The 25,373-nt window shown below is 72.0% G+C and carries 21 protein-coding genes; 11 read left to right on the top strand and 10 right to left on the bottom strand.

The features are described from left to right. Positions 1–50 precede the first annotated feature (50 nt). The gene (locus tag ACWDXC_RS17655) at positions 51–1,013 is read left to right on the top strand and encodes a prephenate dehydrogenase (RefSeq protein ID WP_449982809.1); all 963 of its coding nucleotides are present in this window, start codon (positions 51–53) and stop codon (positions 1,011–1,013) included. A gap of 50 nt (positions 1,014–1,063) precedes the next feature. On the opposite strand, the gene ACWDXC_RS17650 is transcribed toward ACWDXC_RS17655, so the two are convergent. Beyond that, positions 1,064–2,251 (bottom strand): acyl-CoA dehydrogenase family protein, encoded by a 1,188-nt coding sequence (locus ACWDXC_RS17650; RefSeq protein WP_219508695.1) that lies wholly within the window; start codon positions 2,249–2,251, stop codon positions 1,064–1,066. Positions 2,252–2,320: 69 nt separating this feature from the next. Then, positions 2,321–2,596: a phosphopantetheine-binding protein gene (locus ACWDXC_RS17645; protein WP_246645785.1), complete on the bottom strand. Its 276-nt coding sequence runs from the start codon at positions 2,594–2,596 to the stop codon at positions 2,321–2,323. A 224-nt stretch (positions 2,597–2,820) separates the two neighbouring features. On the opposite strand from ACWDXC_RS17645, the gene ACWDXC_RS17640 reads away from it, so the two are divergent. Next, on the top strand, positions 2,821–3,231 hold the full coding sequence (locus ACWDXC_RS17640) for an SgcJ/EcaC family oxidoreductase (protein ID WP_219508697.1): 411 nt from the start codon (positions 2,821–2,823) through the stop codon (positions 3,229–3,231). A 136-nt stretch (positions 3,232–3,367) separates the two neighbouring features. On the opposite strand, the gene ACWDXC_RS17635 is transcribed toward ACWDXC_RS17640, so the two are convergent. Together ACWDXC_RS17635 and rfbH are read right to left on the bottom strand one after the other, a co-directional pair. After that, entirely contained in the window at positions 3,368–4,402 is a 1,035-nt protein-coding gene (locus ACWDXC_RS17635) for a glucose-1-phosphate thymidylyltransferase (protein WP_219508698.1), read from the bottom strand. A gap of 49 nt (positions 4,403–4,451) precedes the next feature. Next, the gene (gene rfbH, locus ACWDXC_RS17630; RefSeq protein WP_449982804.1) at positions 4,452–5,756 is read right to left on the bottom strand and encodes a lipopolysaccharide biosynthesis protein RfbH; all 1,305 of its coding nucleotides are present in this window, start codon (positions 5,754–5,756) and stop codon (positions 4,452–4,454) included. A gap of 198 nt (positions 5,757–5,954) precedes the next feature. Between rfbH and ACWDXC_RS17625 the strand changes: the two genes are divergently transcribed. The 6 genes from ACWDXC_RS17625 to ACWDXC_RS17600 all read left to right on the top strand — a co-directional run bounded on the left by ACWDXC_RS17625 (position 5,955) and on the right by ACWDXC_RS17600 (position 15,588). Further along, positions 5,955–7,268 (top strand): nucleotide sugar dehydrogenase, encoded by a 1,314-nt coding sequence (locus ACWDXC_RS17625; RefSeq protein ID WP_449982801.1) that lies wholly within the window; start codon positions 5,955–5,957, stop codon positions 7,266–7,268. A 99-nt stretch (positions 7,269–7,367) separates the two neighbouring features. After that, entirely contained in the window at positions 7,368–8,738 is a 1,371-nt protein-coding gene (locus tag ACWDXC_RS17620; RefSeq protein WP_449982798.1) for a condensation domain-containing protein, read from the top strand. A 41-nt stretch (positions 8,739–8,779) separates the two neighbouring features. Continuing rightward, positions 8,780–10,414 (top strand): MFS transporter, encoded by a 1,635-nt coding sequence (locus ACWDXC_RS17615; RefSeq protein WP_449982795.1) that lies wholly within the window; start codon positions 8,780–8,782, stop codon positions 10,412–10,414. 83 nt (positions 10,415–10,497) lie between these two features. Continuing rightward, complete coding sequence (locus tag ACWDXC_RS17610) at positions 10,498–12,813, top strand: excinuclease ABC subunit UvrA (protein WP_357592984.1); 2,316 nt, start codon at positions 10,498–10,500, stop codon at positions 12,811–12,813. 16 nt (positions 12,814–12,829) lie between these two features. Continuing rightward, positions 12,830–14,143: a nucleotide disphospho-sugar-binding domain-containing protein gene (locus ACWDXC_RS17605; protein ID WP_449982792.1), complete on the top strand. Its 1,314-nt coding sequence runs from the start codon at positions 12,830–12,832 to the stop codon at positions 14,141–14,143. After that, complete coding sequence (locus tag ACWDXC_RS17600) at positions 14,140–15,588, top strand: extracellular solute-binding protein (protein ID WP_449982790.1); 1,449 nt, start codon at positions 14,140–14,142, stop codon at positions 15,586–15,588. The genes ACWDXC_RS17605 and ACWDXC_RS17600 overlap by 4 nt, the downstream gene beginning before the upstream one ends. Before the next feature lie 78 nt (positions 15,589–15,666). Here ACWDXC_RS17600 and ACWDXC_RS17595 read toward each other — a convergent pair whose 3' ends face one another. Together ACWDXC_RS17595 and ACWDXC_RS17590 are read right to left on the bottom strand one after the other, a co-directional pair. After that, positions 15,667–17,202: a methyltransferase domain-containing protein gene (locus ACWDXC_RS17595; RefSeq protein ID WP_449982787.1), complete on the bottom strand. Its 1,536-nt coding sequence runs from the start codon at positions 17,200–17,202 to the stop codon at positions 15,667–15,669. Positions 17,203–17,238: 36 nt separating this feature from the next. After that, positions 17,239–18,069, bottom strand: a complete 831-nt coding sequence (locus tag ACWDXC_RS17590; RefSeq protein WP_449982785.1) for an SAM-dependent methyltransferase — start codon at positions 18,067–18,069, stop codon at positions 17,239–17,241. A gap of 183 nt (positions 18,070–18,252) precedes the next feature. On the opposite strand from ACWDXC_RS17590, the gene ACWDXC_RS17585 reads away from it, so the two are divergent. Continuing rightward, entirely contained in the window at positions 18,253–19,635 is a 1,383-nt protein-coding gene (locus ACWDXC_RS17585; RefSeq protein ID WP_449982782.1) for an FAD-binding oxidoreductase, read from the top strand. Positions 19,636–19,665: 30 nt separating this feature from the next. After that, positions 19,666–20,022, top strand: coding sequence for a DUF1801 domain-containing protein (locus tag ACWDXC_RS17580; protein ID WP_449982779.1), 357 nt, complete (start codon positions 19,666–19,668; stop codon positions 20,020–20,022). Between the two features lie 55 nt (positions 20,023–20,077). Here ACWDXC_RS17580 and ACWDXC_RS17575 read toward each other — a convergent pair whose 3' ends face one another. Genes ACWDXC_RS17575 through ACWDXC_RS17560 form a run of 4 tightly spaced genes read right to left on the bottom strand, consistent with a single transcriptional unit; the run spans position 20,078 to position 23,704 of the window. Beyond that, positions 20,078–21,481 (bottom strand): phenylacetate--CoA ligase family protein, encoded by a 1,404-nt coding sequence (locus ACWDXC_RS17575; protein ID WP_449982776.1) that lies wholly within the window; start codon positions 21,479–21,481, stop codon positions 20,078–20,080. Continuing rightward, positions 21,478–22,152, bottom strand: a complete 675-nt coding sequence (locus tag ACWDXC_RS17570; protein ID WP_449982774.1) for a flavodoxin family protein — start codon at positions 22,150–22,152, stop codon at positions 21,478–21,480. Before ACWDXC_RS17570 ends, ACWDXC_RS17575 begins: the two co-directional genes overlap by 4 nt. A 30-nt stretch (positions 22,153–22,182) precedes the next feature. After that, positions 22,183–22,392 (bottom strand): DUF6052 family protein, encoded by a 210-nt coding sequence (locus ACWDXC_RS17565; protein ID WP_449982771.1) that lies wholly within the window; start codon positions 22,390–22,392, stop codon positions 22,183–22,185. After that, complete coding sequence (locus ACWDXC_RS17560; protein ID WP_219508717.1) at positions 22,376–23,704, bottom strand: phenylacetate--CoA ligase family protein; 1,329 nt, start codon at positions 23,702–23,704, stop codon at positions 22,376–22,378. The genes ACWDXC_RS17565 and ACWDXC_RS17560 overlap by 17 nt, the downstream gene beginning before the upstream one ends. Before the next feature lie 264 nt (positions 23,705–23,968). Between ACWDXC_RS17560 and ACWDXC_RS17555 the strand changes: the two genes are divergently transcribed. Beyond that, complete coding sequence (locus ACWDXC_RS17555; RefSeq protein ID WP_219508718.1) at positions 23,969–25,078, top strand: serine hydrolase domain-containing protein; 1,110 nt, start codon at positions 23,969–23,971, stop codon at positions 25,076–25,078. Positions 25,079–25,373 lie beyond the last annotated feature (295 nt).

Here is a 25,373-nt window from a genome sequence, read left to right as displayed (position 1 = left end):
CGGCGCAGCATGGCAGTGGAAGCACCGATGCTGAGGAAGGACCGGTCACCATGGCCATCTTGACGTCCACGACGAGCGGGACCACGCGATCCACCCTCCGCCGGGTCACGGTGATCGGGTGCGGGCTGATCGGCACCTCCGTGGCGCTCGCGCTGCGTGCCGAGGGGATCCGCGTGCGGCTCGCCGACCACGACCCGCGTGCGCTGGCCGAGGCGGTGCGCCTGGGGGCGGGCGCGCCGCTGACCGTCGACGAGCCGCCCGCGGACGTCGTGGTCATCGCGACCCCGCCGTCCGCCGTGCCCCAGGTGCTGCGCGACGCGCAGGCCAGAGAGCTGGGAGCCGTCTACACCGACGTGGCCAGCACCAAGGCGCGGATCCTGGCGACCGCCGAGCTGGCCGGGTGCGACCTGAGCCGGTACGTCCCCGGCCACCCGATGGCCGGGCGTGAGGCGCCGGGGGCGGCCGCCGCCCGCGCCGGCCTGTTCACCGGCCGCAAGTGGGCGCTGTGCCCGTGCCCGGCCACCGCCCTGTACGCGGTCCGGGCCGTGGCCGACCTCGTCGCCGCCTGCGGCGCTCAGGTGACGCTGCTGTCGCCGCCCGCCCACGACAGGGCCGCCGCGGCGGTCTCGCACGCGCCGCTGGTCCTGTCGGCGGCGCTGGCCGCCCGGTTCGCGTACGCGGCCGGGCAGCCGGAGCTGCTGTCCCTGGCCGGCCGGGGGCTGTACGACGTGACCCGCGTGGCCGGCAGCCCGCCCGAGCTGTGGATCGACATCCTGGAGCACAACGCCGACGCCGTCGCCGGCGTGCTGGAGGAGGTCGTGGACGACCTGACCGCCGTGGCGCAGGCGCTGCGGGCGCCGGAGGGAAGCACGAGCTGGGGCGTCGTGGCCGACCTGCTGGTGCGCGGCAACCTCGGCCGCGAGCTCATCGTCGACGCCTGCGCCCCCGCCGCCCGGGACCGCGGCCCCGCGGCCGCCGAGCGCGCCGAGGCCGCCGGTCTGGAAGCGGCGTGACGAGCGGATGCCCCGCCGCCGGAGGGCAGCGGGGCATCGGGGCACGCCGGTCAGATGTAGAGCGTGTTCGGCGGCAGACCGCACAGGACCCTGCCGTACAGCTCGGTGTTGGTGTTGGGGTGCATGAGCGCGTGCAGGTTGGCGCTGTGCACGTCACGCAGGATGCGCTGGATCGGCACGTCGGAGTAGAGGGACGAGCCGCCGCTGGCCGAGGCGAAGATGTCCGCGGCCTCCTTGGCCAGCGCGCACACCGCGCCCATGTCGGCGCGGACCCGGGCCCGCTCCTCCAGCGTCCACGCCTCGCCGCGCTCGCTCTTGCCGTCGACCGTGGCCGCCAGCCGCTCCGCGTGGAACTGCGCCTGGTCGATCTTCAGCGCGGCCGAGGCGACCTGCAGATGGGTGAGCGGCGCCTCGCTCTGCTGCTCGTAGCCCGTGTAGGTGATCTTGCGGCCGGGCAGGCGCTCCAGGAACGCCGTCTTCGCCGCCTTCGCCAACCCCAGCAGCGTGCCGACCGAGGAGGCCGAGGCCACGGGGAGCATCGGCGCCCGGTAGATCGGGATGCCGGCGTTCAGCCGCGACGCGTACTGCTCCTGAAGGACGGCAGGCAGCGGGAGCACCCGCTCGGCCGGGACGAACACGTTCTCCGCCACCGTGCTGACGCTGCCGGTGCCCTGGAGCCCGGTCGTGTGCCAGTCGTCGATGATCTTCAGCTCGGACGTGGGCACCAGCGCCATGATGGGCATGGGCTCCTGGTCCGGGCCCACCTGGATGGCCACGATCTCCTGCCAGTGGCTGTGCCAGGCGCCGCTGACGAACCCCCACTTGCCGTTGACCACCACGCCGCCGTTCGCCGGGGCAGCCATCGCCGACGGGCTCAGTGTGCCGCAGACGCGCACGTCCGGCGTCGAGAACACCTCGGCCTGCACCTCGTCCGGGAACAGGCAGACCATCCACGTCGGAATCCAGTAGACCGACGCCGTCCACGCGGTGGACCCGTCGGCCTGGCCCAGCTCCGCGCCCACGTCGACCAGCGTGCGCGTGTCGCACTCGTAGCCGCCGAAGCGGGCCGGGACCCGCATCCTGAAGACGCCGGCGTCGGCCAGGGCCTCGATCGACTCCTCGTGGAGGCGCCGGTTCTGCTCGTTCCAGGCCGACTTGGCCCGGAGCGCCGGCGCGAGCGCGGACACCCGCTTCACCAGCTCTTCCCGCGCCGGAACCTCGGTCGTCGTCGCCACCATTTCCTCCTACTGTTCCCTCGGGGCTGGGCCGCGTGTCCCAGCGGTCAGAAGCTCGCGCCGTCGGCGCGTTCAGGCGAGGGACGAGACCTTCGCCGCGGCGGCGACCCTGAGCACCAGCGCGCCCACGTTGGGGTCCTCCTCGAAGATGTCACCCACCTCGAGCTCGACGCCCAGCTCGTCCTCGATGCGCGACACGATGCGGATCGCGGAGATCGACTCGCCTTCCAGGTCGAAGAACGTGGCGTCGGCCATGTCGTCCGGCACGTCCAAGACGGTGCGCCAGATCTTTCCGACCTTCTCCTCGATCAGAGCGAAACTCAGCTCGCCTGCCCGATTGTCAGTCATCCGGTGTCCTCCACTGCTGAATTCCCCAATGAAAGGGCCCGCGAACGGATACCCGCCCTGAATACCGGTTCTTGCGGATATCGTCACAGGCGGCGGCGGCGCGTACATCTTTGAGAATGCGGGAAAATGCCGGCGCCCTTCGGCACGGCAGGAGAAAGGCGGCGAAGGGCGCGGAGTTATGGTCACGGAGGGTGTTTATCAGCCGCTGAGTGGAGGACGATCCCATGAGCGTCACAACGATCACCGCCGACGACACGACCGCCGTGCGCGAGGTGCCGCGGCGCATCATCGCCGCCTGGGCCGCCAACGACGGTGACGCCTTCGCCGGCGTCTTCACCGAGGACGCCACCATGATCCTGCCCGGTGACGTCTACGTCGCCGGCCGCGAGGGCATCCGGGCGTACATGAGCGCCGCCTACGCCGGGCCGCTCAAGGGCACGCGGGTGTTCGGCGAGCCCGTGTCGGCCAAGTTCCTCGGCCCGGACGCCGCGGTGCTGGTCACCAAGGGCGGCGTGCTCGCCGGCGGCGAGAGCGAGGTCGCGCCCGAGCGGGCCGTCCGCGCCACCTGGGTGCTGGTCAAGCAGGACGGCCAGTGGCTCATCACCGCCTACCAGAACACCCCCGTCGGAGCCTGACCCGCTCCTCCCCCGCCCCGACCGACCGGCCTCACCGGTCGGTCGCCGCATGTCCGGGGAGTGCGGCATGTCCGGGGAGTGCGCCGCGCCCCCGCGCCCGGGGGGAGAGGCCGTGCCGGGGACGGGGGCGCGGGGGTCAGCGGGCCACGGGGGCGATCTCGACGCGGGTGTTGTCGCCGACCAGCAGGCGGTACGGGATCGCGGGCGAGCCGGCCGGCTCGATGACGGCCGAGCGGCCGACGATGGAGCCGTGCATGCCGGGCACCTCCAGGATGGAGGCGCCGTCGAGCACGATGGAGTCGCTCAGTCGGGTCCCGCGCAGCACGCAGTCGCGGCCGATCGAGACGTTCGGCCCGATGAGGCAGTCCTCGATGACGGTGTTGGCCCCGACGATGACCGGCCCCTCGATGCGTGAGCGCGTGGTCCTGGTCATGGGGCCGAGCTCGACGCGCCCGCCGAGCTCGGCGAGCAGCCGCCGGTTGCATTCCAGCACGTCGTCGGGCTTGCCGGTGTCCTTCCAGAAGCCCTGGTACTCGGTCGCCCGGACGGGCCGCCCGTGGGAGACGAGCCACTGGACGGCGTCGGTGATCTCCAGCTCGCCGCGCCGGCTGGGGGCGATGGCGTCGACGGCCTCGTGCACGGCGGCGGTGAAGAAGTACACGCCCACCATGGCGAGATCGCTGCGCGGGTGGCGCGGTTTCTCGACGAGCCGCCGCACGTTCCCGCCGGGCCCGAGCTCGACGACGCCGAACGCCCTCGGGTCCGGCACCCGCTGGGCGACGACGTGCGCGGCGGGCCGCCGGGCGCGGAAGTCGGCGGCGACGCCGGCGACCCCGTCGGGCAGCATGATGTCGCCCAGGTAGAGCACGAAGTCGTCGTCGCCGAGGAATCCGCGGGCCAGCCGCACGGCGTGGGCGAGCCCGAGCGGCTCGTCCTGCCGGATGTAGGTGACGCGCAGGCCGAGCGACGAGCCGTCCCCGACGACCGCGGCGATCTCCGCGGCCCAGGAGCCGACGACGACGCCGATCTCGGTCACGCCCAGGTCGCGGATGTTCACCAGCACGTGCTCCAGCACGGGACGGTTGGCGATGGGGATGAGCTGTTTCGGCATCGAGTAGCTGAAGGGACGCAGACGGGTGCCGGACCCGCCGGACAGCACCAAGGCCTTCATGCGTCGGTCCGGCCCATGAGGAATCACCTTCTCGGCTTCTGTCACACGGTCATCCGCGCGCGGCGACGAACTCCTTGATCGACGCGACCACGTAGTCGATCATCTGGTCGGTCAGTCCGGGGTACACGCCGACGTGGAAGGTGTGGGTGGTGATGATGTCGGTGTTGGTCAGCTCGCCCACCACGCGGTGGTCGCGGTCGAGGTAGGCCGGGTGGCGCAGCAGGTTGCCGGCGAAGAGGCGGCGGGTGCCGATCTTGCGGTCCTCCAGGAAGTCCACGAGTTCCTTGGCGTCGAACGGCGCGGCCGGGTCGACGGTGAGGACGAAGCCGTACCAGCTCGGGTCGGAGCGGGGGGTGGCCTCGGGCAGGATCAGGTGCGGGACGCCTTCGAGGCCCTCGCGCAGCCGGCGCCAGTTGTGGCGGCGGGCGGCGCAGAAGTCGTCGAGCTTGCCGAGCTGGCTCAGGCCGAGCGCGGCCTGCAGTTCGGTGATCTTCAGGTTGTAGCCGACGTGCGAGTAGATGTACTTGTGGTCGTAGCCGTGCGGCAGCGTGCCCATCTGGTAGTTGAACCTCTTCAGGCACGTGTTGCTCTCGCCGGGCTCGCACCAGCAGTCGCGGCCCCAGTCGCGCAGCGACTCGACGATGCGTGACAGCAGCAGGCTGGAGGTCAGCACGCAACCGCCCTCGCCCATCGTCATGTGGTGGGCCGGGTAGAAGCTCACGGTGGTGATGTCGCCGAAGGTGCCGACGGGCTCGCCGTCGTAGGTGGAGCCGACGGCGTCGCAGCTGTCCTCGATGAGGAAGAGCTCGTGCTCGGCGGCCAGTTCGGCCATCTCGGCGACGGCGAACGGGTTGCCGACGGTGTGCGCGATCATGATGGCGCGCGTCTTCGGGCCGATGGCCCGGGCGACCATGTCGACGGTCGGGTTGTACGTGCCGAGCTCCACGTCCACGTAGACGGGGACGAGCCCGTTCTGCAGGATCGGGTTGACCGTGGTCGGGAACGCCGCCGCGACGGTGATCACCTCGTCGCCGGGCCGCAGCCGGGCGTCCTCCAGCCGGTGGGAGGTCAGCGCCGAGACCGCCAGCAGGTTGGCGGAGGAGCCCGAGTTGGTCAGGTGCGCCTTGCGCCGCTTCATCTTGCGCGCGAAGACGGATTCGAACTTCCTGGCCCTGGTGCCGCCGGCGACGCGGAGGTCGAGGGCGGCCTCGACCAGCGCCAGCCGGTCCGCCACGTCGTGCACGGCCCCGGTGGGCCAGATCTCGGTGACGCCCGGCTCGAAATCCCCGGAGGGTGCCACATCGGCGTGGTATTTACGCACCTCGTCGAGGATCAACGCCTTGTGTTCGTTCATCTCACGCCCTTCGTCGATGCACCACTCCAAAGCATCGGCCACCTCCATTCCTGTCGCATCTCCTGTATTGCGCCCGGCCAGGCAACCCACAAGATGCGCGCCGCCGCGAATTGCGTTGTGCTGGCACCAGGAATTTCGACCGGTCGCCCTAAAGGGGGAACGTTCATGCGATGCCTGCGGGAAAACGAGCAGCCGAAAGTGGCGGTCATCGGACTCGGCTACGTCGGCTCCTGTTACGCCGCCATCCTCGCCGAGCGCGGGTGGGACGTGATCGGCATCGACACCAACGCCAGGCTGATCGAGGAACTGAACGAGGGCCACTGCCGCTATCAGGAGGACGGCCTGGCCCCGCTGCTGGAGGCCGCCATCATGGCCGGCCGGCTGCGGCTGACGACGAGTTTCGCGGCGGTCCGCGACGCCGACGTGCTGCTGCTGGCGGTCGGCACGCCGGTGCGCACCGACGGCTCCATGGTGGAGGACCAGCTCGGGCAGGCGTCCGAGCAGGTGGGGCGCCATCTGCGGGCCGGGCAGCTCGTGCTGGTCAAGAGCACGGTCCCGCCCGGCACGACGCGCGACTTCGTCCGGCCGCTGCTGGAGGGCGGCGGCCTGGCCTGCGGCGTGGACTTCAACCTCGCCTTCACGCCGGAGCGGTTCGCCGAGGGGACCGCGCTGCGGGAGCTGCGCTCGCTGCCGATCGTGGTGGGCGGCGTCGACGACGACAGCACGGCGGACGCCGCCCTGTTCTGGCGGCAGGCGCTCGGCGTCGAGGTGATCACCCAGGACTCCCCCGAGGCTGCCGAGATCGTCAAGCTGGCCGACAACTGGTGGATCGACCTCAACATCGCGCTGGCCAACGAGCTGGCCAAGTTCTGCGCCGCCTACGACGTCGACGTCCTGGACGTGATCGCCGCCGCGAACACGATCACCAAGGGCAAGAGCAAGGTCAACATCCTGCTGCCCAGCGTGGGGGTCGGCGGCTCGTGCCTGGTCAAGGACCCGTGGATGGTCTGGCACGCCGCCCGCCGCCGCGGCGTCGAGCTCCACACGCCGCCGACCGGCCGCAAGGTCAACCTGGGCATGCCCGAGCACGCCAGCCAGCTCATCGTCGACACGCTGGTCGGCCAGGGCAAGGACCCGGCCACGGCGACCGTCGCCATCCTCGGCGCGGCCTTCAAGAACAACACCGGCGACCTGCGCGCGACCCCCGTCGAGGGCGTCGTCACCGCCCTGCTCAAGGCCGGCGCGACGGTCAGGCTGCACGATCCGCTGGTCGACCCGTTCCAGGCCGAGACGCTGTTCGGCATCGCCCCGACCGAGTCCCTCGACGAGACGGTCCGCGACGCCGACTGCGTGGCCATCATGGCGAACCACCACGACTTCGCGGACATCGACTACGCGGCGCTGCCGGTGGCGGGCAACTGCCTCATTCTCGACGGCCGGGCCTACTACAGCAAGGAAAAGATCGCCGAACTGCGCCGGCTCGGTTACCTCTACCTGGGCATCGGCCGGTGAAAGACAGCAATCCAGAATAAGTCCGGAAAGTGCGTCGCGGATATTCTTTCAGTCCGTCCGGGACGCGCCTTGCGGCGAATTTCAGTGAAGGGACCCGTGGTGAGCGTCACCGAAATCCTGAACACGCCGAGCGAGCCGGTGAGCCGCGTTCCGCTTTCCCTCAACCAGGAATTCCTGTCCGTCTTCGACGAGGGTGACGACTCGGGGCCGTTCGGACCGGCGTACAACATCTTCTACGGCTGCCGGGTGCGCGGCGAGGTCGACGACGGGACGCTGCGGGCGGCCCTGGGCGACGTCGTGGCGCGGCACGAGGCGCTGCGGACGCTGCTCGTCCGCGAGCCCGGCGACAGCCACCAGCGGATCATGCCGCCGGGACCGGTGGAGCTGGAGGTGCGCGACCTGTCGGACACCGAAGAGGACGCGCGTGACCTGCGGGCGAGCGAGCTGGTCAACGAGGTGGAGTCCGGCTCCTACAGCGCGACGTCGGTGCCGCTGCTGCGCGCCGTGCTCGGCCGCTTCGACCCGGCCGACGCGGTCCTCGTGCTGGCCGTCCACCACACCGCCGCCGACGCGTGGTCGATGCACGTGATCATGCGCGAGGTGGCGCTCTGCTACGCCGTCCGGCGCGGGCACCCGGTGGAGCTGCCGCCCCCGCCGCCGCAGTACCGCGAGTACGCGGCGTGGGAGCGGGAGCGGGCCGCCTCCGACGAGCTGGACGGGGCGCGCGCGTTCTGGCGGGAGAAGCTGAGCGGCGCCGAGATGCTCACCTTCCCCACCGACCACCCCCGCTCGGCCGGGCTGCCCAAGACCACCGGCTGGCACCGCTTCACCGTCGGCGCCGAGCTGAGCGCCGCGACGAGGAAGGCGGCGGCGAAGCTGCGCTGCTCGCCGTTCATGGTCCTGTTCGCCGCCCACGCGATCGTGCTGCGCCGCATCACCGGCGTCGGCGACGTCGTGGTGCCGACGTTCACCACCGGGCGCACCGCGATGCGCTTCCACCAGACCGTCGGGTCGTTCTTCAACTTCGTGCCGCTGCGCGCCGACCTGACGGGCTGCGACACGTTCGGCGACGTGGCCCGGCTCGTGCGGGCGAGCTGCCTGGAGAGCTACGCGCACGACATCCCGTTCTCGCAGATCGTCGCGCAGGCCCCGCAGCTCATGAGCACGGCGGCGGCCGACGACGGCGGGCTGTTCCTGTTCCAGGTCTTCCACTCGCCGTTCGCGATGAACGGCGAGCGCGTCGGCGACGTCGAGTACGCCGAGGTGCCCCGCCTGCTGTCGCAGCCGTCCGGCGGCGACATCCCGGACGGCGCGCTGTGCGAGCTCAACATCACACCGGCCGGGGAGATCATCGGCACTCTCGGCTACAACACCAACCTGTGGAACCCGGACACGATGGCCGCCTGGGCCTCGGAGTTCACCACCGTCCTGCGAGCCGTCGTCACCACTCCGGATTCCCCCCTGCACTAGGGCCGAGGGCCCTGGAAACCCCCCAGACGGAAGGATCTCCCATGGATGTGAGCTCCGGCGCCGGGTCCGATGTGCGGGCCGGTCGCAAGGAGTGGATCGGCCTGGCCGTGCTGGCCCTGCCGACCCTGCTGCTGTCGCTGGACATGAGCGCGCTGTACCTGGCGCTGCCGCACCTGAGCCAGGACCTGGGCGCGAGCGCGACCCAGCAGCTCTGGATCACCGATATCTACGGCTTCCTGATCGCCGGGTTCCTGGTCACGATGGGCACGGTGGGCGACCGGGTCGGCCGGCGCAGACTGCTGCTGATCGGCGCCGTCGCGTTCGCCGCCGCCTCCGTGGCCGCCGCGTACTCGACCAGCGCGGAGATGCTGATCGTCTCCCGGGCGCTCATGGGCATCGCCGGCGCCACGCTGATGCCGTCCACCATGTCGCTGCTCGGCGTGATGTTCAAGAACCCCCAGCAGATGGGCGTCGCCATCGCCGTGTGGATGAGCTGCTTCATGGGCGGCATGGCGATCGGCCCCGTCGTCGGCGGCGTGCTGCTGGTGAACTTCTGGTGGGGCTCGGTCTTCCTGCTGGGCGTGCCGGTCATGGCGCTGCTCCTGCTGGCGGGGCCGAAGCTGCTGCCCGAATACCGCGACGCCGAGAGCGGCCGGGTCGACCTGGTCAGCGTGGCCCTGTCGCTCGGCGCGATCCTGCCCGTCATCTACGGGCTCAAGGAGGTCGCCAGGAGCGGTTGGCAGCCGGTGAACATCACCGCCGTCGCCGTCGGCCTCATCGTCGGCGTGCTGTTCGTGCAGCGCCAGCGCAGCCTGGCCAGCCCGCTGCTCGACCTGCGGCTGTTCGCCAACCGCTCGTTCAGCGCCGCCCTGGTGATCATGGTGGGCGGCGGCATCATGAGCGGCACGTACCTGCTGGTCAACCTCTACCTGCAGACGGTCGAGGGACTCTCGCCGCTGCAGGCTGGCGCCTGGCTGGTGCCCTCGACCATCGCCACCATCTTCGGCGTGATGGCGGCCCCCGCCGTCGCCCGCAAGATCAGGCCCGGGTACGTGATCGCCGGCGGCCTCGTGGTCACCGCGGTCGGCTACCTGCTGCTGACCCAGGTCGGCAGCTCGGCGGGCGTCGCGCTGCTGGTCACCGGCCTCATCGTCAGCTCGCTCGGCGCGGGCCCGATGGGCGCGCTCGGCACCGGGCTCATCATCGGCTCCGTGCCGCCGGAGAAGGCCGGGTCGGCGTCGGCGATGTCGGAGACCAGCGGCGAGTTCGGCATCGCGTTCGGCATCGCGGTCATGGGCAGCGTCGGCACTGCCGTCTACCAGAGCAGCCTCAGCGGCGGCCTGCCCGCGGGCGTGCCCGCCGAGGCGGCGCGGACCGCCCAGGAGAGCATCGCCGGCGCCTACACGGCCGTCGAGCAGGTGACGGGGCCGGTGGCGGCGCAGCTGCTCACCGCCGCCCGCGAGGCGTTCACCTCGGCGATGAACTCCACCGCCGTCGCCAGCGCCGTCGTCGCGCTCGTCCTGGCCACCGTGGCCGCCGTCGCGCTCCGGCACGCGCCGCCCACCGGCGACCAGCCGGACGGCGGCGAGCAGGCGGGCACCGGCGAGCAGGCCGGCGAGCCCGGCGCCGCCCCCGCCGGGGCGGACCAGCCGGTGGCCGAGACCGCAGCCAAGTAGCGCGGGCCAGTGATCCGGCCGGGGATCGGAACACCTCGGCCGGATCACCGTGTCTCCCGCGCCCCGCAGGAACAGGAGCACCAGTGAGCGTCACAGCAGACCCGGCCCCCGCGCCGGCCGTCTCCCCCAGCCTCGACGTCATCAGGATCACCGGGGCGCGGGAGCACAACCTCAAGGACGTGTCCCTCACCATCCCGAAGAACCAGATCACCGTCTTCACCGGCGTGTCGGGGTCGGGCAAGTCGTCCATCGTCTTCGACACCGTGGCGGTGGAGGCCCAGCGGCAGCTCAACGGCACCTATCCGTGGTTCATCCGCAACCAGCTGCCCAAGTACGAGCGCCCGCTGGCCGACGCCATCGAGAACCTCACGCCGCCGGTCGTCGTGGACCAGAAGCCGCTCGGCGGCAACGCCCGCTCCACGGTGGGGACGATCACCGACATCTACTCGGTCATCCGGTCCCTGTTCGCCCGGTACGGCACGCCCACCGACGGCCTGGCCTCGACGTACTCCTTCAACAACCCGCGCGGCATGTGCACCGGCTGCGACGGCCTCGGCCGCAGCGTCCGCGCCGACGTGGACCTGATGCTGGACCGCGACAAGTCGCTGGCCGACGGCGCGATCCTGGTCCCCGGCTACGGCGTCGGCACCCCCGACTGGCAGCTGTACGCCAACAGCGGCAAGCTCGACCCGGCCAAGCCGGTGCGCGACTACACGCGGGAGGAGATGGACTTCTTCCTCCACGGCACCGGCGGCAAGGTCCAGCTCACCACGAAGAGCGGCTCGTACAAGACGAACTACGAGGGACTGCTCGACCGGTTCACCCGGCTGGGCGTCAAGCGCGACATGAGCAAGACCAGCGAGCGGACCCGCGAGACGATCCAGCGGTTCATCTCCGAGGGCGTCTGCCCCGACTGCGACGGCGCGCGGCTGAACCCGGCGGCGCTGGCGACCACGATCGGCGGGCGCAACATCGCCGAGTGGACCCGCATGCAGGTCACCGACCTGATCGAGGTGCTCGACGGCATCGACGACCCGGTGGCCACCCCCATCGCCCGCTCGGCCGCGGTGGCGCTGCGGCGCGTGGCGGCGATCGGGCTCGGCTACCTCAGCCTGGACCGCGCCACCTCGACGCTGTCGGGCGGCGAGGGCCAGCGGCTCAAGCTGGTCCGCTACCTGGGCAGCACGCTGACCGGCATGACGTACGTCTTCGACGAGCCCAGCGTCGGCCTGCACCCGCGTGACGTGGGACGGCTCAACGACCTGCTGCGCACGCTGCGCGACCAGGGCAACACCGTGCTCGTCGTCGAGCACGACCCGGACGTCATCGCCATCGCCGACCACGTCGTGGACCTCGGCCCCGGGGCGGGCGCGCACGGCGGCGAGATCGTCTACACCGGCTCGTTCGCGGGGCTGCGCGAGGCCGACACGCCCACCGGCCGGGGCCTGCGCGCGGCGACCACGATGAAGACCGAGTTCCGGCAGCCGCGCGGCGTCCTGCCGATCACCGGAGCCACCCTGCACAACCTCAAGGACGTGTCGGTGGACATCCCCCTCGGCGTGCTCACGGTGGTCACCGGCGTCGCCGGCTCGGGCAAGAGCACGCTGATCGCCGACGTGTTCACCCGCGCGTACCCCGAGGCCGTCTACGTCGACCAGTCGCCCATCGCCGCCTCCGCCCGCTCCACGCCCGCCACGTACCTGGGCCTGATGGACCCGATCAGGAAACTGTTCGCGCAGGCCAGCGGGCAGCCGGCGAGCCTGTTCAGCTTCAACTCCGAAGGCGCCTGCGCCGAGTGCCAGGGCCGCGGCGTCATCATCACCGAGCTCGCCTACATGGACCCGGTCACCGTCCGCTGCACCGCCTGCGACGGCAGCCGGTTCCACCAGGACGTGCTCGCGCACCGGCTCGACGGCAGGTCCATCGCCGACGTGCTGGCGCTGCCCGCCGAGCAGGCCGTCGACGCGTTCACGCAGCCCGCGCTGCGCCGCAAGCTGCGGGCGCTCACGGACGTCGGCCTCGACTACCTGACGCTCGGGCAGCCGCTCAGCACGCTGTCGGGCGGCGAGCTGCAGCGCATCAAGCTGGCCGCGCAACTGCACCGCACCGGCACCGTCTACGTCCTGGACGAGCCCACCACCGGCCTGCACATGTCAGACATCACCACCCTGCTCACGCTCCTCGACACGCTGGTCCGCCAGGGCGACACCGTGGTGGCCATCGAGCACAACCTGGACGTCGTCCAGCAGGCGGACCACGTCATCGACCTGGGCCCCGACGGCGGCAAGGACGGCGGCCGCATCGTGTTCACCGGGACCCCGCTGGAACTCCTGCAGTCCCCCGACTCCCTCACCGGCGAGCACCTGAGGCGCTACCGGTCGACCCACGCACATCTCTAGATCCCAAGGAGCCTCCATGCGAGTGATGCTCACCGTCTGGCCCCAGAGATGCCATCTGTTCCCGGCCGTCCCGTACGCCCACGCGCTGCAGACCGCCGGGCACGAGGTCGTCATCGCGTGCCCGCCGGGCGCCGAGGACGACATCACCGCCGCCGGGCTGACGGCGGTGGTGTGCGGCGTCCCGGAGACGACCGCGCAGGGCTGGGCCCGGCCCGACCTGGCGCCGAACGTGCCCGAGATGGACCGGCTGGCGGCGGAGCTGGGCGTCTCCCCCGCCGACCGCGACAGCTGGGACGTCTTCTACCAGTTCCTGCTGTCGGCGGCCAAGTACCACCTGCCGCCGGAGCCGAGCGCGGACAACGTGGCGCTGGTGGAGTTCGCGCTCGCCTGGCGGCCCGACCTGGTGCTGTGGGACCCGTGGTTCCCCGGCGGCGCCGTGGCGGCACGCGCGGCCGGCGCGGCGCACGCGCGCGTCATCATGGGCCCCGACTACAGCGGCTGGGCCACCGAGCTGTTCGCCGCCCGCGGCCCGGCCGCCGCCGGCAACCCGCTGGCCGACGCGGTCCGCCCGCTGGCCGAGCGCTACGGCGTCGAGGTGGACGAGGAGCTGCTGCTCGGCCAGTGGACGGTGGACCCGCTGCCGCCCGAGATGCGCGTCTCGACCACGCTCACGTCGCTGCCGGTGCGCTGGATCCCGTACAACGGCGGCGGCGTCAAACCGTCCTGGCTGTACGGGGCGCCCGAGCGGCCCCGGATCGCCCTGTCGCTGGGCCTGTCGACCCGCACCTACCACCAGGGCGAATGGCGCACCCCGAAGATCCTGGAGGCGGTGGCCGACCTCGACGTCGAGCTCGTCGCCACGCTCGACGCCAACCAGCTCGTCGGCCTGCCGCCGATCCCGGACAACGTCCGCGTCGTGGACTACGTGCCGCTCTCGCAGCTGCTGCCGACCTGCTCGGCCAGCATCAACCACGGCTCCAGCGGCACGTTCTGGGCCTCCGTCGCCGCCAACGTGCCGCAGATCATCGCCGACACGGACGAGTCGCAGCGCCTGGAGTTCACCGAGGAGGGCGGCAGCGTCATCCCCGAGCGGCACATCCTGTCGCCGATCGCCGCCTCGTACATCGTCGGCCGGGGCGCCGGTTTCCGGCTCGACCACCAGAAGCAGTCCGCCGAGGAGGTCCGCGCGCTGATCGTCAGCACGCTGGAGGACCCGGCGTACAAGGCGGGCGCCGACGCCCTGCACGAGGAGTGGCTGGACCGCCCGAGCCCGTCGGACATCGTGCCCGACCTGGAGAAGCTGACCGCGCAGCACCGGGGGATCGCATGAAGAAGAAGATCGTGCTGGACGTGTGGGTGCCGGACCTGACCTTTCCCGGGTGGATGGACCGGTGGCGGGAGCAGGGCAGGGACTTCGAGCGGGCCCATCCCGACTACGAGGTGAACATCGAGGGCAAGGACTTCTGGACCTTCCCGCTCCAGGTCGCGCAGGCGGCGGCGAGCGGGCAGCGGCCGGCCGTGGCCGAGTACTACTTCTACATGGGCCAGGCCGCCCGCGACCTGGTCGGGCCCGACGGGGAGCCGGTGTTCACGTCGCTGGAGCGGGCGATCGGCGGCCGGACGGAGATCCTGGGCGAGCCGGTGGTGATCGACGACCTGCTGCCGGCCTTCCGCGAGTACTACTCGCTCGACGGGGATCTCACCTCGATGCCGTCCGGCGGCACGACGAGCCTGCTGTTCGCCAACAAGGGGATGCTGCGGGCGGCCGGCGTGACGGAGCTGCCGCAGACGTGGGCCGAGGTCGACGAGGTGTGCGAGCGGATCGCCGGGCTGCGCGGCGACCGGCCGGCGTTCCCCATCACCTGGTCCAACCACGGCACGTTCTTCCAGCAGGCGCTGGCCACGCAGGGCGGGCTGCTGGTGGACAACGACAACGGGCGGTCGGGGCGGGCCACCACGGCGTACCTGGCCTCGGAGGAGATGCTGGCGTGGGTGGAGTGGTGGCGGCGGCTGCACGCGCGCGGCCACTGCCTCTACACCGGCAAGATCCCCGACTGGGCGGGCACGTTCCGTGCCTTCGCCGAGCGTGACGTGGCGATCCGGCTGACCTCGTCCAACGACGTCAACTACATGGTGCAGGCGGCGCACAAGAACGGGTTCGACGTCGAGGTGGGCGTCTTCCCGTACAACGGCGAGGTGCCGTACGTGGGCAACGCGGTGGCGGGCACGTCGCTGTGGCTGGCGAACGGCCTCGACGCGGACACGCAGGACGGCGCGCTCGCGCTCATCCAGTTCCTGCACAATCCGCGCAACGCGGCCGACCGGCACAAGTTCAGCAGCTTCATCCCGATCACGCACGCCTCCTACCGGCTGCTGGAGGACGAGGGCTGGTTCGACCAGCACCCGTACCACCGGCTCGGCTACGAGCACGTCAGCAGGTACCCCAGCCGGGCGCTGCCCGGCGGCGGGCCGGTGCCGGTGTCGCGGGGCGCGCTGTTCGGCGACTTCGCCGGCAACCAGGACGTCATGACGCGGGCGATGGACGACGTGCTGACGCGGGGGGCCGACCCGCTGGCGCGCTTCACGGCCGCCACCGCGGAGGCGCAGAAGCTGCTGGACGAGTACAACGCGTACGCGATCGGCACGGGCTTCCGCAACCCGGCGACGAGCCCCGGGCACAGCCTGGCCGTGGAGTCGTTCAGCACCGCCTCGGCGGGGCGCGACTACTCGGCCGCCGACCTGGAGAAGGTGGTGCAGCTCAAGCTGAACCACTGATACCCGGGCGAGGGAGAAGGGCCGCTGCCGATCGGATCGGCAGCGGCCCTTCTGGTTTCGCGTCGTCGTTCCCGGGCGTCAGGCGGGGCGCTCGGCGGTGATGAGGACGAAGGTGCCGGGGCCGTGCTCGTGGCGGATCGTCAGACCGGCCGCGGCCAGCCACGCCTTGATGTCGTCGAGCTCGAACAGCTCCATGCCGCTCTGGTGGCCGGGGAAGTAGTGGCAGGCGACCAGGTGGCGGTAGACGGGGTCGGCGGAGGAGTGGAAGGTGAGGAACGTGAACGTGCCGCCGGGGCGCAGGCAGCGGCCGATCTCCTTGATGGCCTCCGGCGCGTCGTCCGGGAAGGCCTGGAGCGCGTTCCAGCACATGACGGCGCCGAGGGTGGCGTCGCCGAAGGGCAGGCGGCGCGCGCCCGCCATGACGGCGGGCAGCTCGGGCAGGCGCCTGCGGGTGGCGGTGAGCATGGGCGGATACATGTCCAGCGCGATGACGCGGTCGGCGCCGACGGCCTCGGTCAGCGTCTGCGTCCACCGCCCGGCTCCGCAGGCGAGGTCGAGCACCGGCCCGTCGACCGGGCGGACGTGCTCGGTGATGTAGGCGTCCTCGTCGGCGGGGCTGATCGCGGTGCCCCAGTTGGAGCCGGCCAGCCGCAGGAAGTTGGGGCGCGCGTACGCCTCGTAGAAGTGGCCCATGCTGGGCACCTCGGCGAGCTTGTAGAGGAAGTCGCCGGCGTTGCGCTCGGCGTCCTCGGTGAGGTTGAGGATGCCGTTGGCCACCGGGTAGACGGCGGCGCAGTCCGCGCAGCGCACCTCGGCGCCGGTGAGGTCCAGGCCGCTCGCGCAGCGCGGGCAGCGCAGCGCGGCGGCGTGCGGCGCGAACAACTCGGTGCCGCCGTCGGGCGGCGGGGGCAGCTCGTCGCGGGGCGGGACGGTGCCGACCTCGACGGGGGTGGGGGCGCCGTTGAGCGCGGCCCAGTGGGCTGCGGCGCCCAGGTTGCCGCGGACGGTGCTGGTGTCCTTGTCCCAGTTGAGGATGATCTGCTCGGTGGGCATGGCCTTGATCCACGAGTTGTCGAAGTCGCGCTCCGCCTCGTCCATCAGCGCCCACACGGCCGGCGACGGGAAGACCCGGCCGATGACCGGGTCGTCCAGGTCGAGCCGGGCGAGCGCCCGGTCGAGCTTGGACAGGTCGTAGACGTCGAGCCCCCGGTCGCCGGCGACGGCCAGGATGCGGTCGCGGTGCTCGGGGAAGTGCGACAGCAGGTAGGCCAGGGCGAGGGAGAGCGGCTGCCCGTTCGCGCTGCCGATCCACAGGTCCAGGTAGAGGTCGACCTCCCGCCCCACGGCCGCGGCCAGCTCGCCGTCACCGGCGGGGTCCTCGGCTCCGGCCAGCAGGCCCAGCAGGACGGCCGGGTGGGCCTTGCGGTCCGCGGGCGCGGTGCGCAGCAGCTCGACCAGCAGCGGCACGGCGGGCGAGGCCAGCTCGGTCGCCGTGCCGCCGTCGAGCAGCAGCCCGGCCAGGCGCAGGTACTCCTCGCCGAGCCGGTCGGGGTCCGCGCCGGAGAACGACTCGACGAGGTCGGCGACGGCCGGCTGGGACATGGACAAGGTCATGTGCGCGTCCTTTCGTGGTGATCGCCCGCCTCGCGCTCAACGCAGGGGTTTGCGGGCGGAGACGATGACGTACCCGATCTGGTCGGGACGGGGGGCGAAGAATCCGGCGTGGCGCCGCGAGAACGTCGTCACCGCGGCCTCGCCGAACCGCTCGGCGATCTCCTGCCTGCGGGGCATCGCGGTGCGCAGGTACTTGGACTTGCGGCCGAAGACCCTCGGCCCGCACTGGGTGTACTCCTCGGGCACGAACCCGGCGGCGCGCGCGTGGCCGAGCCATTCGGCGAGCGTGGGCAGCTCCCGCAGTTTGAGGCTGGCCATGAACCTGGCCACCCGCTCGGGCTCGGCCTGCGACTCCAGGCTGAAGTCGGAGAAGGTGATCCGGCCGCCCGGGCGCAGCACGCGGAACAGCTCGGCGAACACCACGGCCAGGTCGGGGGCGTTCTGCAGCGACTCCAGGGCCAGGACGGCGTCGAAGGAGCCGTCGGCGTAGGCCAGGTCGGTGTAGTCGCCGTACTCGAAGGTGACCAGGTCGGCGACGCCGGCGGCGGCGGCCCGCTCGCGGGCGGCGCCGAGCTCGAACTCGCTGATGGAGATCCCGGTGACCCGCGCGCCGTAGCCGGTGGCCAGGAAGACGCTGGTGGCGCCCGGCCCGCAGCCGGCGTCGAGCAGCCGTTCGCCGGGCCGCAGCCCGAGCGTGTCGGCGACCTTGCGGCTGGTGCGGCCCACGGCCTCGGCCAGCGACGCCTCGTCCTCGTCGTCGTACCAGTACCACATGTGGATGTGGCCGTCGCGGAGCACGTCGCCGATCGGCGAGCGCTCGTCGTAATGCCTGCCGATTGCGGCCGTGTCGAGGAATTCGGAAGCCATGGAATACGTCGCTCTCCCGCGAATCCGGTGCACCCTGAGGCCATGGTGCGCCCCTCGGGCGGCCGGGCACATCTCCTGGTGTGCGAGACCGAAACCGCATTCTGGAAGACGTGGCGCGGGCCCGCGCGTGCGAGGCTGGACAACGGCCTGACACGCGGGCACCCGAGCTGGAGGCTGACGCTCATGACCGTGGTTGACGAGCCGGGCACGTTGATCGCCTCGCCCGGCGATCCGGCGTACGAGGCGGCCACGCACGTGTTCAACCTGGCGGGCCCGCTGCGGCCGGTCGCCGCCACCACGGCGCGGACCGTGGACCAGGTCAGGGCCGCCATCCGGCACGCGAGGGCGGCCGGGCTGGGCGTGCGCGCGCACAGCACCGGGCACGGCGCCCCCGCCGGGCGGCCGATGGACGGCGACCTGCTGATCCGCACCCGGATGGACGGCGAGGTCGAGATCGACGCGGCCCGCCGCGTGGCGCGCGTGCCCGCCGGGACCGCGTGGGCCGCCGTCGTGACGGCCGCCGCCGCCCACGGGCTGGCCGCGCCGCACGGCTCGGCGCCGACCGTCGGCGTGGTCGGCTACCTGCTGCGCGGCGGGCTGAGCTTCTACGGCCGCAAGCACGGGCTGGCCGCCAACAGCGTGCTGGCGATCGAGCTGGTGACCGCCGACGGCGAGGCGCGCCGCGTCGACGCCGCGTCCGATCCCGAGCTGTTCTGGGCGCTGCGCGGCGGCGGGGGCGGCTTCGGCGTCGTCACCGCCGTCGAGGTCGGCCTCTTCCCGGCGGCCCGGGTGGTCACCGGGGCCGCCTACTGGCCGGCCGCGCACGCCCCCCGGCTGCTGTCGGCCTGGCGGCGGTGGGCGCTCGACGCCCCCTGGGAGGCCGGCACGTCGCTGCGGGTGATGAACCTGCCGCCGCTGCCCGAGATCCCGCCCGCGCTGAGCTCCGGCCCGGTGCTGTGCGTCGACGGCGTCGTGCTCGACGCCGAGTCCGGCCCCGGCACCGCCGAACGGCACGCCGCCGACCTGCTCGGGCCGCTGCGCGCGATCGCCGAGCCGGTGCTCGACACCTGGGAGACGACCACCACCGCCGCGGTGCTCGACGCGCACATGGAGCCGGACGAGCCCATCGCCATCGCCGGTGACCACCTGCTGCTGCGCGAGATCGGCGACGACGGCGCCGCCCGCCTGCTCGACCTGATCGCCGATCCGGCCGGCTCGCCGCTGGTCGCCGCCGGGCTGCGGCAGCTCGGCGGCGCCTACGCCGCCCCGCCGGCGCCCGGCGGGGCGCTCGACCGGCTCGACGCCGCCTACGCCTACTCGGGCGCGGGCGTCGTGATGGACGCCGGCAGCCTCGCGGCCATCCGCGACCGGTGCGCCCGGGTACGGGAGGCGCTCGCGCCCTGGGACACCGGCAGGACCGCGCCCACCTTCGTGGAGGACAGCGAGCAGCCGCAGGGCCATCTCAGCGCCGAGCAGATCGGCGAGCTGGACCGGATCCGGCAGCGGGTCGACCCGGACGGGCTGTTCCGCGGAGATGTCACGCCGAACGCGTCCAGCTTGATATGAAGGCCATCACCACCACAAGGAGGTCTGCCCATGGGTAACCCGGACGTCGACGAATTCGTGAAGACCAGGGTCTCCCCGGAGTACAAGGACATCGTCGAGGGGCTGCGCGCGCTGATGGCCGAGGCCGCTCCCGAGGCGCGCGAGGTGCTGACCTACGGGTCGCCCTCCTGGCGCGACAACAAGGTCCTGGCGATCATCAGCCTGAGCAAGACGCACGTCACGTTCGCCTTCGAGCGGGGCGCGAGCTTCGAGGACGCGCACGGGCTGCTGGCCGGATCGGGCAAGCAGACCCGGCACGTGAAGCTGAAGAAGCCGGCCGACCTGGAGACGCACGACGCGGCGCTGCGCGACTACATCGCCCAGGCCGTGAAGCTGGACAAGGGGTAGGACAGCGGCGTGCCGAGGGGCCGTCCGGTCGTCGACCGGACGGCCCCTCGGCGTCTCAGGTGGTGATCGCGTAGCGGTGGGCCACCTCGCGGGCCACCAGCGCCACGCGGTCGGGCTCCGCCCTGTTGTCGAGGATCCTGGCCGCCTTCCAGCTCGTGAACGAGCCGGTGTTCGTCACCGGGTCCAGGCCGGCGTCCACGCTGACCCCGGCGCGCACCCCGGCCAGCTCGCGCAGCCGCGCCGACACGCCCTCGCCCACCTCGCGCGGGTCGCCGCTGATCTCCGGCAGCAGGTCCAGGCGCACCGTGACCTCGTCGCCCGGGTCGATGACGATCTGGTAGCCGAGGCAGCCCCGTACGCCGGTGAGCACGGCGCTCTCCAGCTCGGCCGGCTGCAGGGTGGCGCTGCCGAGGTGGATGCGGTCCGCCACCCGGCCGATGACCTCGACGACCGGCCCGGGCAGGGGCGCGCCGGGCGGCGCCGGGGTGATCCTGACGAGGTCGCCGGTGCGGTAGCGGATCAGCGGCTTGATGCCGTCGATCAGCATGGTCAGCACCAGCTCGCCCTCCCCCGTCTCGCCCAGCGCCTCACCGGTGTCCGGGTCGACGACCTCGGCCAGGTAGTTCGGCTTGGACAGGTGCAGGTCGCCGCTGACCGCGCCGGTGGCGATGCACAGGGCCTCCTGTGACCCGTACAGGGCGGGGTAGACGGCGGCGCCGGGCCACAGCGAGGTGACGTTCGCCCGGAAGGCGCCCGTGCAGACCTCGCCGAGCACCAGGAACATCGACACCGGCAGCCGGTCGAGGTCGTAGCCGTAGTGCAGGGCGGCCTTGGCCAGGCTCAGGCACAGCGCCGGCGCGCACACCAGCACCTCGACGCCCAGCTCCTCGATGAGCCGCAGCGCCTTGCGGAAGCCGACGCGCGGCGACTCCGGCCAGATCTTGACGTGGCAGATGCCCAGCTCGGCGGTGACCGCGCCGAACACGTCGCCGAACGCGTACAGCTCGGAGGGGCCCATCAGCCCGACGACGGGCCTGCGGTCGCCGAAGCGGGCCGCGAACAGCCGCCGCCACGCCTCCACGACGGCGGAGTTGCTCGTCATGACGTCCCTGGGCCCGCGCGGGCAGGGCGTGGACGCGCCGGTCGTGCCGGTCGTCTCGTAGTAGACGGCGGCCTCGGCGACGCTGCCGGACAGCACGTCGTACATCTCCCGGCGCAGGTCGTCCTTGGTGGTGAACGGCAGCAGCGGCAGCGTGTCCGGGGTCACCCGCGCCAGGTCGATCCCGGCCAGGTGGCGGCGGTAGAACGGCGAGCGCTCGGTGACGTGCCGCAGCACGCTCGCCAGCCGCCGCTCCTGCCAGGCGGCCCAGTCGTCCCGCGACATCGCGCCGGCGTAGAAGCGGGTGTGCAGCCGCCGGTACTCCTCGCGGAACGCGGCGTCGTCCGGCGGCGCGCTCACATGCGCTCCCGCGCGGCGTTCCAGGCCAGCCCCTCGCGCTCGTTGCGTTCCGGCGGGGGCAGGATGTCGTCGCGGCCGGTCAGCTCGCGGTAGTCGTCCAGCAGCTCGATCATGTCGATCATGCGCTCGACCTGGCGGCCGACGTTGATGAGGCCCTCCTCGTCGAAGGCCGCGTCGCCCTTGTGCAGGGCGTGCACCGTGGCCGGGAACCCGGCGCCGACGACGATCATGCGGTTGAGCAGGGCGTTGGCCATGAGCTGCGCCCACACCTCGCCGGCGCTGTAGCGGCGGGCCAGCGCGATGATGCCGGCGACCTTGTTGCTGAGCGGCCGGTCGAAGCGCAGGTAGCCCACGCCGGCCCGCTCGATGAACGTCTGCATCAGGCTGGAGGTGCCGAACCCGTGCACGGGCGCGGCGTAGATGATGGCGTCGGCCTCGATCATCTTGTCGACGACGCCGGGCACGTCGTCGGTCTGCACGCACCGCACGACGCGGTCGTTGCAGTCGCCGCACGGGCCGCAGCGCATCATGTCGATGTCACGCAGGTGGATGGTCTCGAACTCGACGCCGCGCCGGAAGGCGATGCCCGCGGCGTACGCGAGCACGTCGGCGGTGTTGCCGTCGCGTTCCGACCCGTTGATCGCGACTATCTTCTTCGGCCTGGCGGCCATGGTTGCCTCCTCCGGGCTCAGACGGGCTGCTCACACGGGCTGCTCGGTGCTCCATTTGTGGGAGTAGAACCCGAAGTCGAGCGCCTGCCCGTCGAGGGCGGCGTGCAGCTCGGCCACGGCGGCGCGCGCCGCGGCCACGACGGAGGGGACTCCGCAGGTTTCCGCGAGCTCGTGCAGCGTCGCGTAGCAGTCGCGGAGCTGGCGCTCCTGCTTGTCGGAGAGCTCATCTGCGTTCGTCATGGAACCTCGCCGCCTTCAGTTCGAACCGGGGAAGGGTGCCCGGAGTCACGAACTCCACGTCCGGGCGGATGCCGACCTCCTGCTTCATCGTCGTGCTGACGCGGGCGCCGAGGTCGGCGACGTCCAGGCCGGGGATCTCGTCGGGCTCGATCCGCAGCACGATCGTGTCCAGGCCGCGGATCGTCCGCAGCACCACCTGGAACTCGTTCACCTCGGGGAAGCCGCGCAGGACGTCCTCGACCATGACCGGGGTGACCGACACGCCGCGGATCTTGCGCATGTCGTCGCGGCGGCCGAGGATGCCGCCGTCGAACCAGTCCCAGGTCCGGCCGCAGCCGCACTCGCTCCACGGCCGCTTGACCACGAGGTCGTCCGTCCAGTGCCGGAACAGCTGCATGCCCTCGCGGCCGAGCCCGGTCGTCACCCGGATGCCCTCTTCGCCGTAGCCGACCGGCTGCCGCGTGTCGGGGTGCAGCACCTCTTCGATGACGCCCGACTCGATGATGTGGCAGCCGCCGTTGAGCGAGGGGCACTCGAACATCGACACCGTGCCGAACTCGGTCGTCCCGGCCGCGTTGAAGACGCGCGCGCCGAACGCCTCGGAGATCGCCTGCGTGGTCGACTCGGGCCGCGGCTCGCCACCGGCCATGATGATCTTCACGTTGGCGTCGCGCGCCAGGTCGACGCCCATCTCCTTGGCCGTCTCGATCAGCCGCATGGCGTAGCTCGGCGTGCAGCCCAGCACCTCGACCTGCAGGTCCACCAGGATGCGCACGCGCGCCTTGGAGTCGAGCCCGCCCGCCGGGACGACCCGGCAGCCCATCCGCTCCAGCCCGTAGTGCATGCCCCAGAAGCCGATGAACAGCCCGTACCCGAACGCGACCAGGCCCGTGTAGCCGGGCCGCACGCCCATGCCGTGCAGCACGGTGCACCACAGGTCGACCCCCCAGGTCCAGTCGCGCTGGGTGTCGAAGGTGCGCACGGGCGGGTCGCCGCTGGTGCCGCTGGTCTGGTGGTGCCGGATGGCGAAGGACGGGTCCAGCGACGGCCACGTCCCGTACGGCGGCGCCGTCTCCTCCGCCGCGATCAGGTCCTTCTTGTACAGCAGCGGCACCCGCGCGAAGTAGTCCTCCAGCGAGTCGAGCCGCTCGGGCAGCCGCTCGCGCCAGAAGGGCGAGTTCGCCCGGGCGTGGGCGAGCGCGAGCTGCAGCTTGCGCCACTGCCAGGCGGCCAGCTCCTGGCGTGGCATGGTCTCGGTCTTCCTGTTCCAGTAGCCGGCCGTGGCCGGTCCGGGTGGCGCGAGCAGTGCCATCAAGCCTCCCCCACGCGCGGGTGACGCGATATCAACCGAATCAACCGAAGGAATAGCGTTACGAATCATGCTTTACTGGCACATCTTGCTGGCCGGTCCGCCCGCGGTGCATCTCCGAGAATGCTGGGGCTGAACCAGCGGATTTCTCCGAGAATGCGGCGTTCATCTGTTCGGTTGTCCGGCGACCTTTTCTCTCAGCAAACTGTCGGTGAATGGCCCTCAGTTGAGGCGAGGACATCCACCATCACAAGGGAAACAGGGACCATGAGCGATCTCCAGCGGCAAGTTCAGGAGACGATCGACCAGCTAGTCGAATCCGGAGCCGAGACGGGTCTGCAGGTCGCCGTCTACCGTCACGGTGAACTGCTGGCCGACGCCGTCTCCGGTGTCGCCGACCAGGCGACCGGACGGCCACTCACCTCCGACACCCCCATCTACGCCACCTCCGCCGGCAAGGCGCTCACCTCCACGGTGGTGCACGTGCTCGTCGGCGAAGGCGTCTTCGGGTACGACACCCCGATCGCCGAGATCTGGCCCGAGTACGGGGCCAACGGCAAGGAGAAGGCGACGATCAGGCACGCGCTGACCCACACCGTCGGCACCCCCGGCGTCCCCGAGGACACCACCGGCGACGACCTGACCGACTGGGACAAGATCGTCAACGGCCTGGCCGCCGCCGAGCCGTGGTGGGAGCCCGGCTCCAAGACCGGCTACCACGCCCAGACGTTCGGCTACATCATCGGCGAGGTCGTCCGCCGCGCCACCGGCAAGCGCATCTCGGAGGTGCTGCGCGAGAAGGTGTCCGGCCCGCTCGGCGTCGCCGACGAGCTCTACCTGGCCGTGCCCGAGTCCGCGCTCGACCGCGTCGCCCCGCAGGTGCAGGTCGGCGACCCGGTCGACCTCGACATGCTCGCCCAGATGATGCCCACGTACTTCAAGGCCGTGCCCAAGGCCGTGCAGCTCTCGGCCGAGCTCGTCAACCGGCGCGACTACCTCGGCGCCGAGATCCCCGCCGGCGGCACCATGAGCGCGCGGGCGCTCGCCAAGCTGTACGCCGCCCTCCAGAGCGAGGTCGACGGCGTCCGCCTGCTCAGCCCGGGGCAGCTGGAGGAGATCTCCGCCGTCGCCGTCAACGACGTCGACCAGATCTTCGGCCACCCCACCCAGTACGCCCTCGGCTTCGGCCTCGGGCGGCCCGTCGAGAACGGCCCCGACCCGTCGACCGTCCTCGGCTGGCCCGGCGCCGGCGGCAGCCACGCCGAGCTCCACCTGCCCAGCGGCACGGCGTTCGCGGTCACCAAGACCCGCTTCAGCCCGGGCGACTACTCGGCCGTGGCGGCGGTGGCGGACGTCATCACCAAGGCCACCGCCTGACCCCCGCGCCGCCGGCGCCGCCACCGTAGCCGGCGTCGGACCCCTCGGCCCGGCCGGCCCGCCTCCCCCGACGGCACCCGGCCGGGCCTTCGCCATCCCTGGGACCCGCCGTCTTCGTACGCCGCACGCCGACGTCGGCTTCGAGGCGCCCTGTGGACCAGACCCGCCCACCCCATAGGCCCCCCGAGAACCACCCCTGGCCCCGGGTGGAGCGAGCCCCCAAGGAACCCGGCCCCCTGAAGGCACCCGCCCCGAAGAGGGCGCGTCCGCCCAGAGGGGCCCGTCCGGCGTAGAG

This window comes from Nonomuraea sp. NPDC003214, assembly GCF_053590035.1.
This window is presented reverse-complemented; position numbering and strand designations above follow the sequence as displayed.

Excerpts from the sequence above, each read along its gene's own strand:
- ACWDXC_RS17600 (WP_449982790.1), top strand. The coding sequence starts at position 14,140 with ATGAAGAAGAAGATCGTGCTGGACGTGTGGGTGCCGGACCTGACCTTT.
- ACWDXC_RS17650 (WP_219508695.1), bottom strand. The coding sequence starts at position 2,251 with ATGGTGGCGACGACGACCGAGGTTCCGGCGCGGGAAGAGCTGGTGAAG.
- ACWDXC_RS17605 (WP_449982792.1), top strand. The coding sequence starts at position 12,830 with ATGCGAGTGATGCTCACCGTCTGGCCCCAGAGATGCCATCTGTTCCCG.
- ACWDXC_RS17595 (WP_449982787.1), bottom strand. The coding sequence starts at position 17,202 with ATGACCTTGTCCATGTCCCAGCCGGCCGTCGCCGACCTCGTCGAGTCG.
- ACWDXC_RS17580 (WP_449982779.1), top strand. The coding sequence starts at position 19,666 with ATGGGTAACCCGGACGTCGACGAATTCGTGAAGACCAGGGTCTCCCCG.
- ACWDXC_RS17570 (WP_449982774.1), bottom strand. The coding sequence starts at position 22,152 with ATGGCCGCCAGGCCGAAGAAGATAGTCGCGATCAACGGGTCGGAACGC.
- ACWDXC_RS17590 (WP_449982785.1), bottom strand. The coding sequence starts at position 18,069 with ATGGCTTCCGAATTCCTCGACACGGCCGCAATCGGCAGGCATTACGAC.
- rfbH (WP_449982804.1), bottom strand. The coding sequence starts at position 5,756 with ATGAACGAACACAAGGCGTTGATCCTCGACGAGGTGCGTAAATACCAC.
- ACWDXC_RS17585 (WP_449982782.1), top strand. The coding sequence starts at position 18,253 with ATGACCGTGGTTGACGAGCCGGGCACGTTGATCGCCTCGCCCGGCGAT.
- ACWDXC_RS17645 (WP_246645785.1), bottom strand. The coding sequence starts at position 2,596 with ATGACTGACAATCGGGCAGGCGAGCTGAGTTTCGCTCTGATCGAGGAG.
- ACWDXC_RS17640 (WP_219508697.1), top strand. The coding sequence starts at position 2,821 with ATGAGCGTCACAACGATCACCGCCGACGACACGACCGCCGTGCGCGAG.
- ACWDXC_RS17560 (WP_219508717.1), bottom strand. The coding sequence starts at position 23,704 with ATGGCACTGCTCGCGCCACCCGGACCGGCCACGGCCGGCTACTGGAAC.
- ACWDXC_RS17655 (WP_449982809.1), top strand. The coding sequence starts at position 51 with ATGGCCATCTTGACGTCCACGACGAGCGGGACCACGCGATCCACCCTC.
- ACWDXC_RS17635 (WP_219508698.1), bottom strand. The coding sequence starts at position 4,402 with ATGAAGGCCTTGGTGCTGTCCGGCGGGTCCGGCACCCGTCTGCGTCCC.
- ACWDXC_RS17615 (WP_449982795.1), top strand. The coding sequence starts at position 8,780 with ATGGATGTGAGCTCCGGCGCCGGGTCCGATGTGCGGGCCGGTCGCAAG.
- ACWDXC_RS17565 (WP_449982771.1), bottom strand. The coding sequence starts at position 22,392 with ATGACGAACGCAGATGAGCTCTCCGACAAGCAGGAGCGCCAGCTCCGC.
- ACWDXC_RS17555 (WP_219508718.1), top strand. The coding sequence starts at position 23,969 with ATGAGCGATCTCCAGCGGCAAGTTCAGGAGACGATCGACCAGCTAGTC.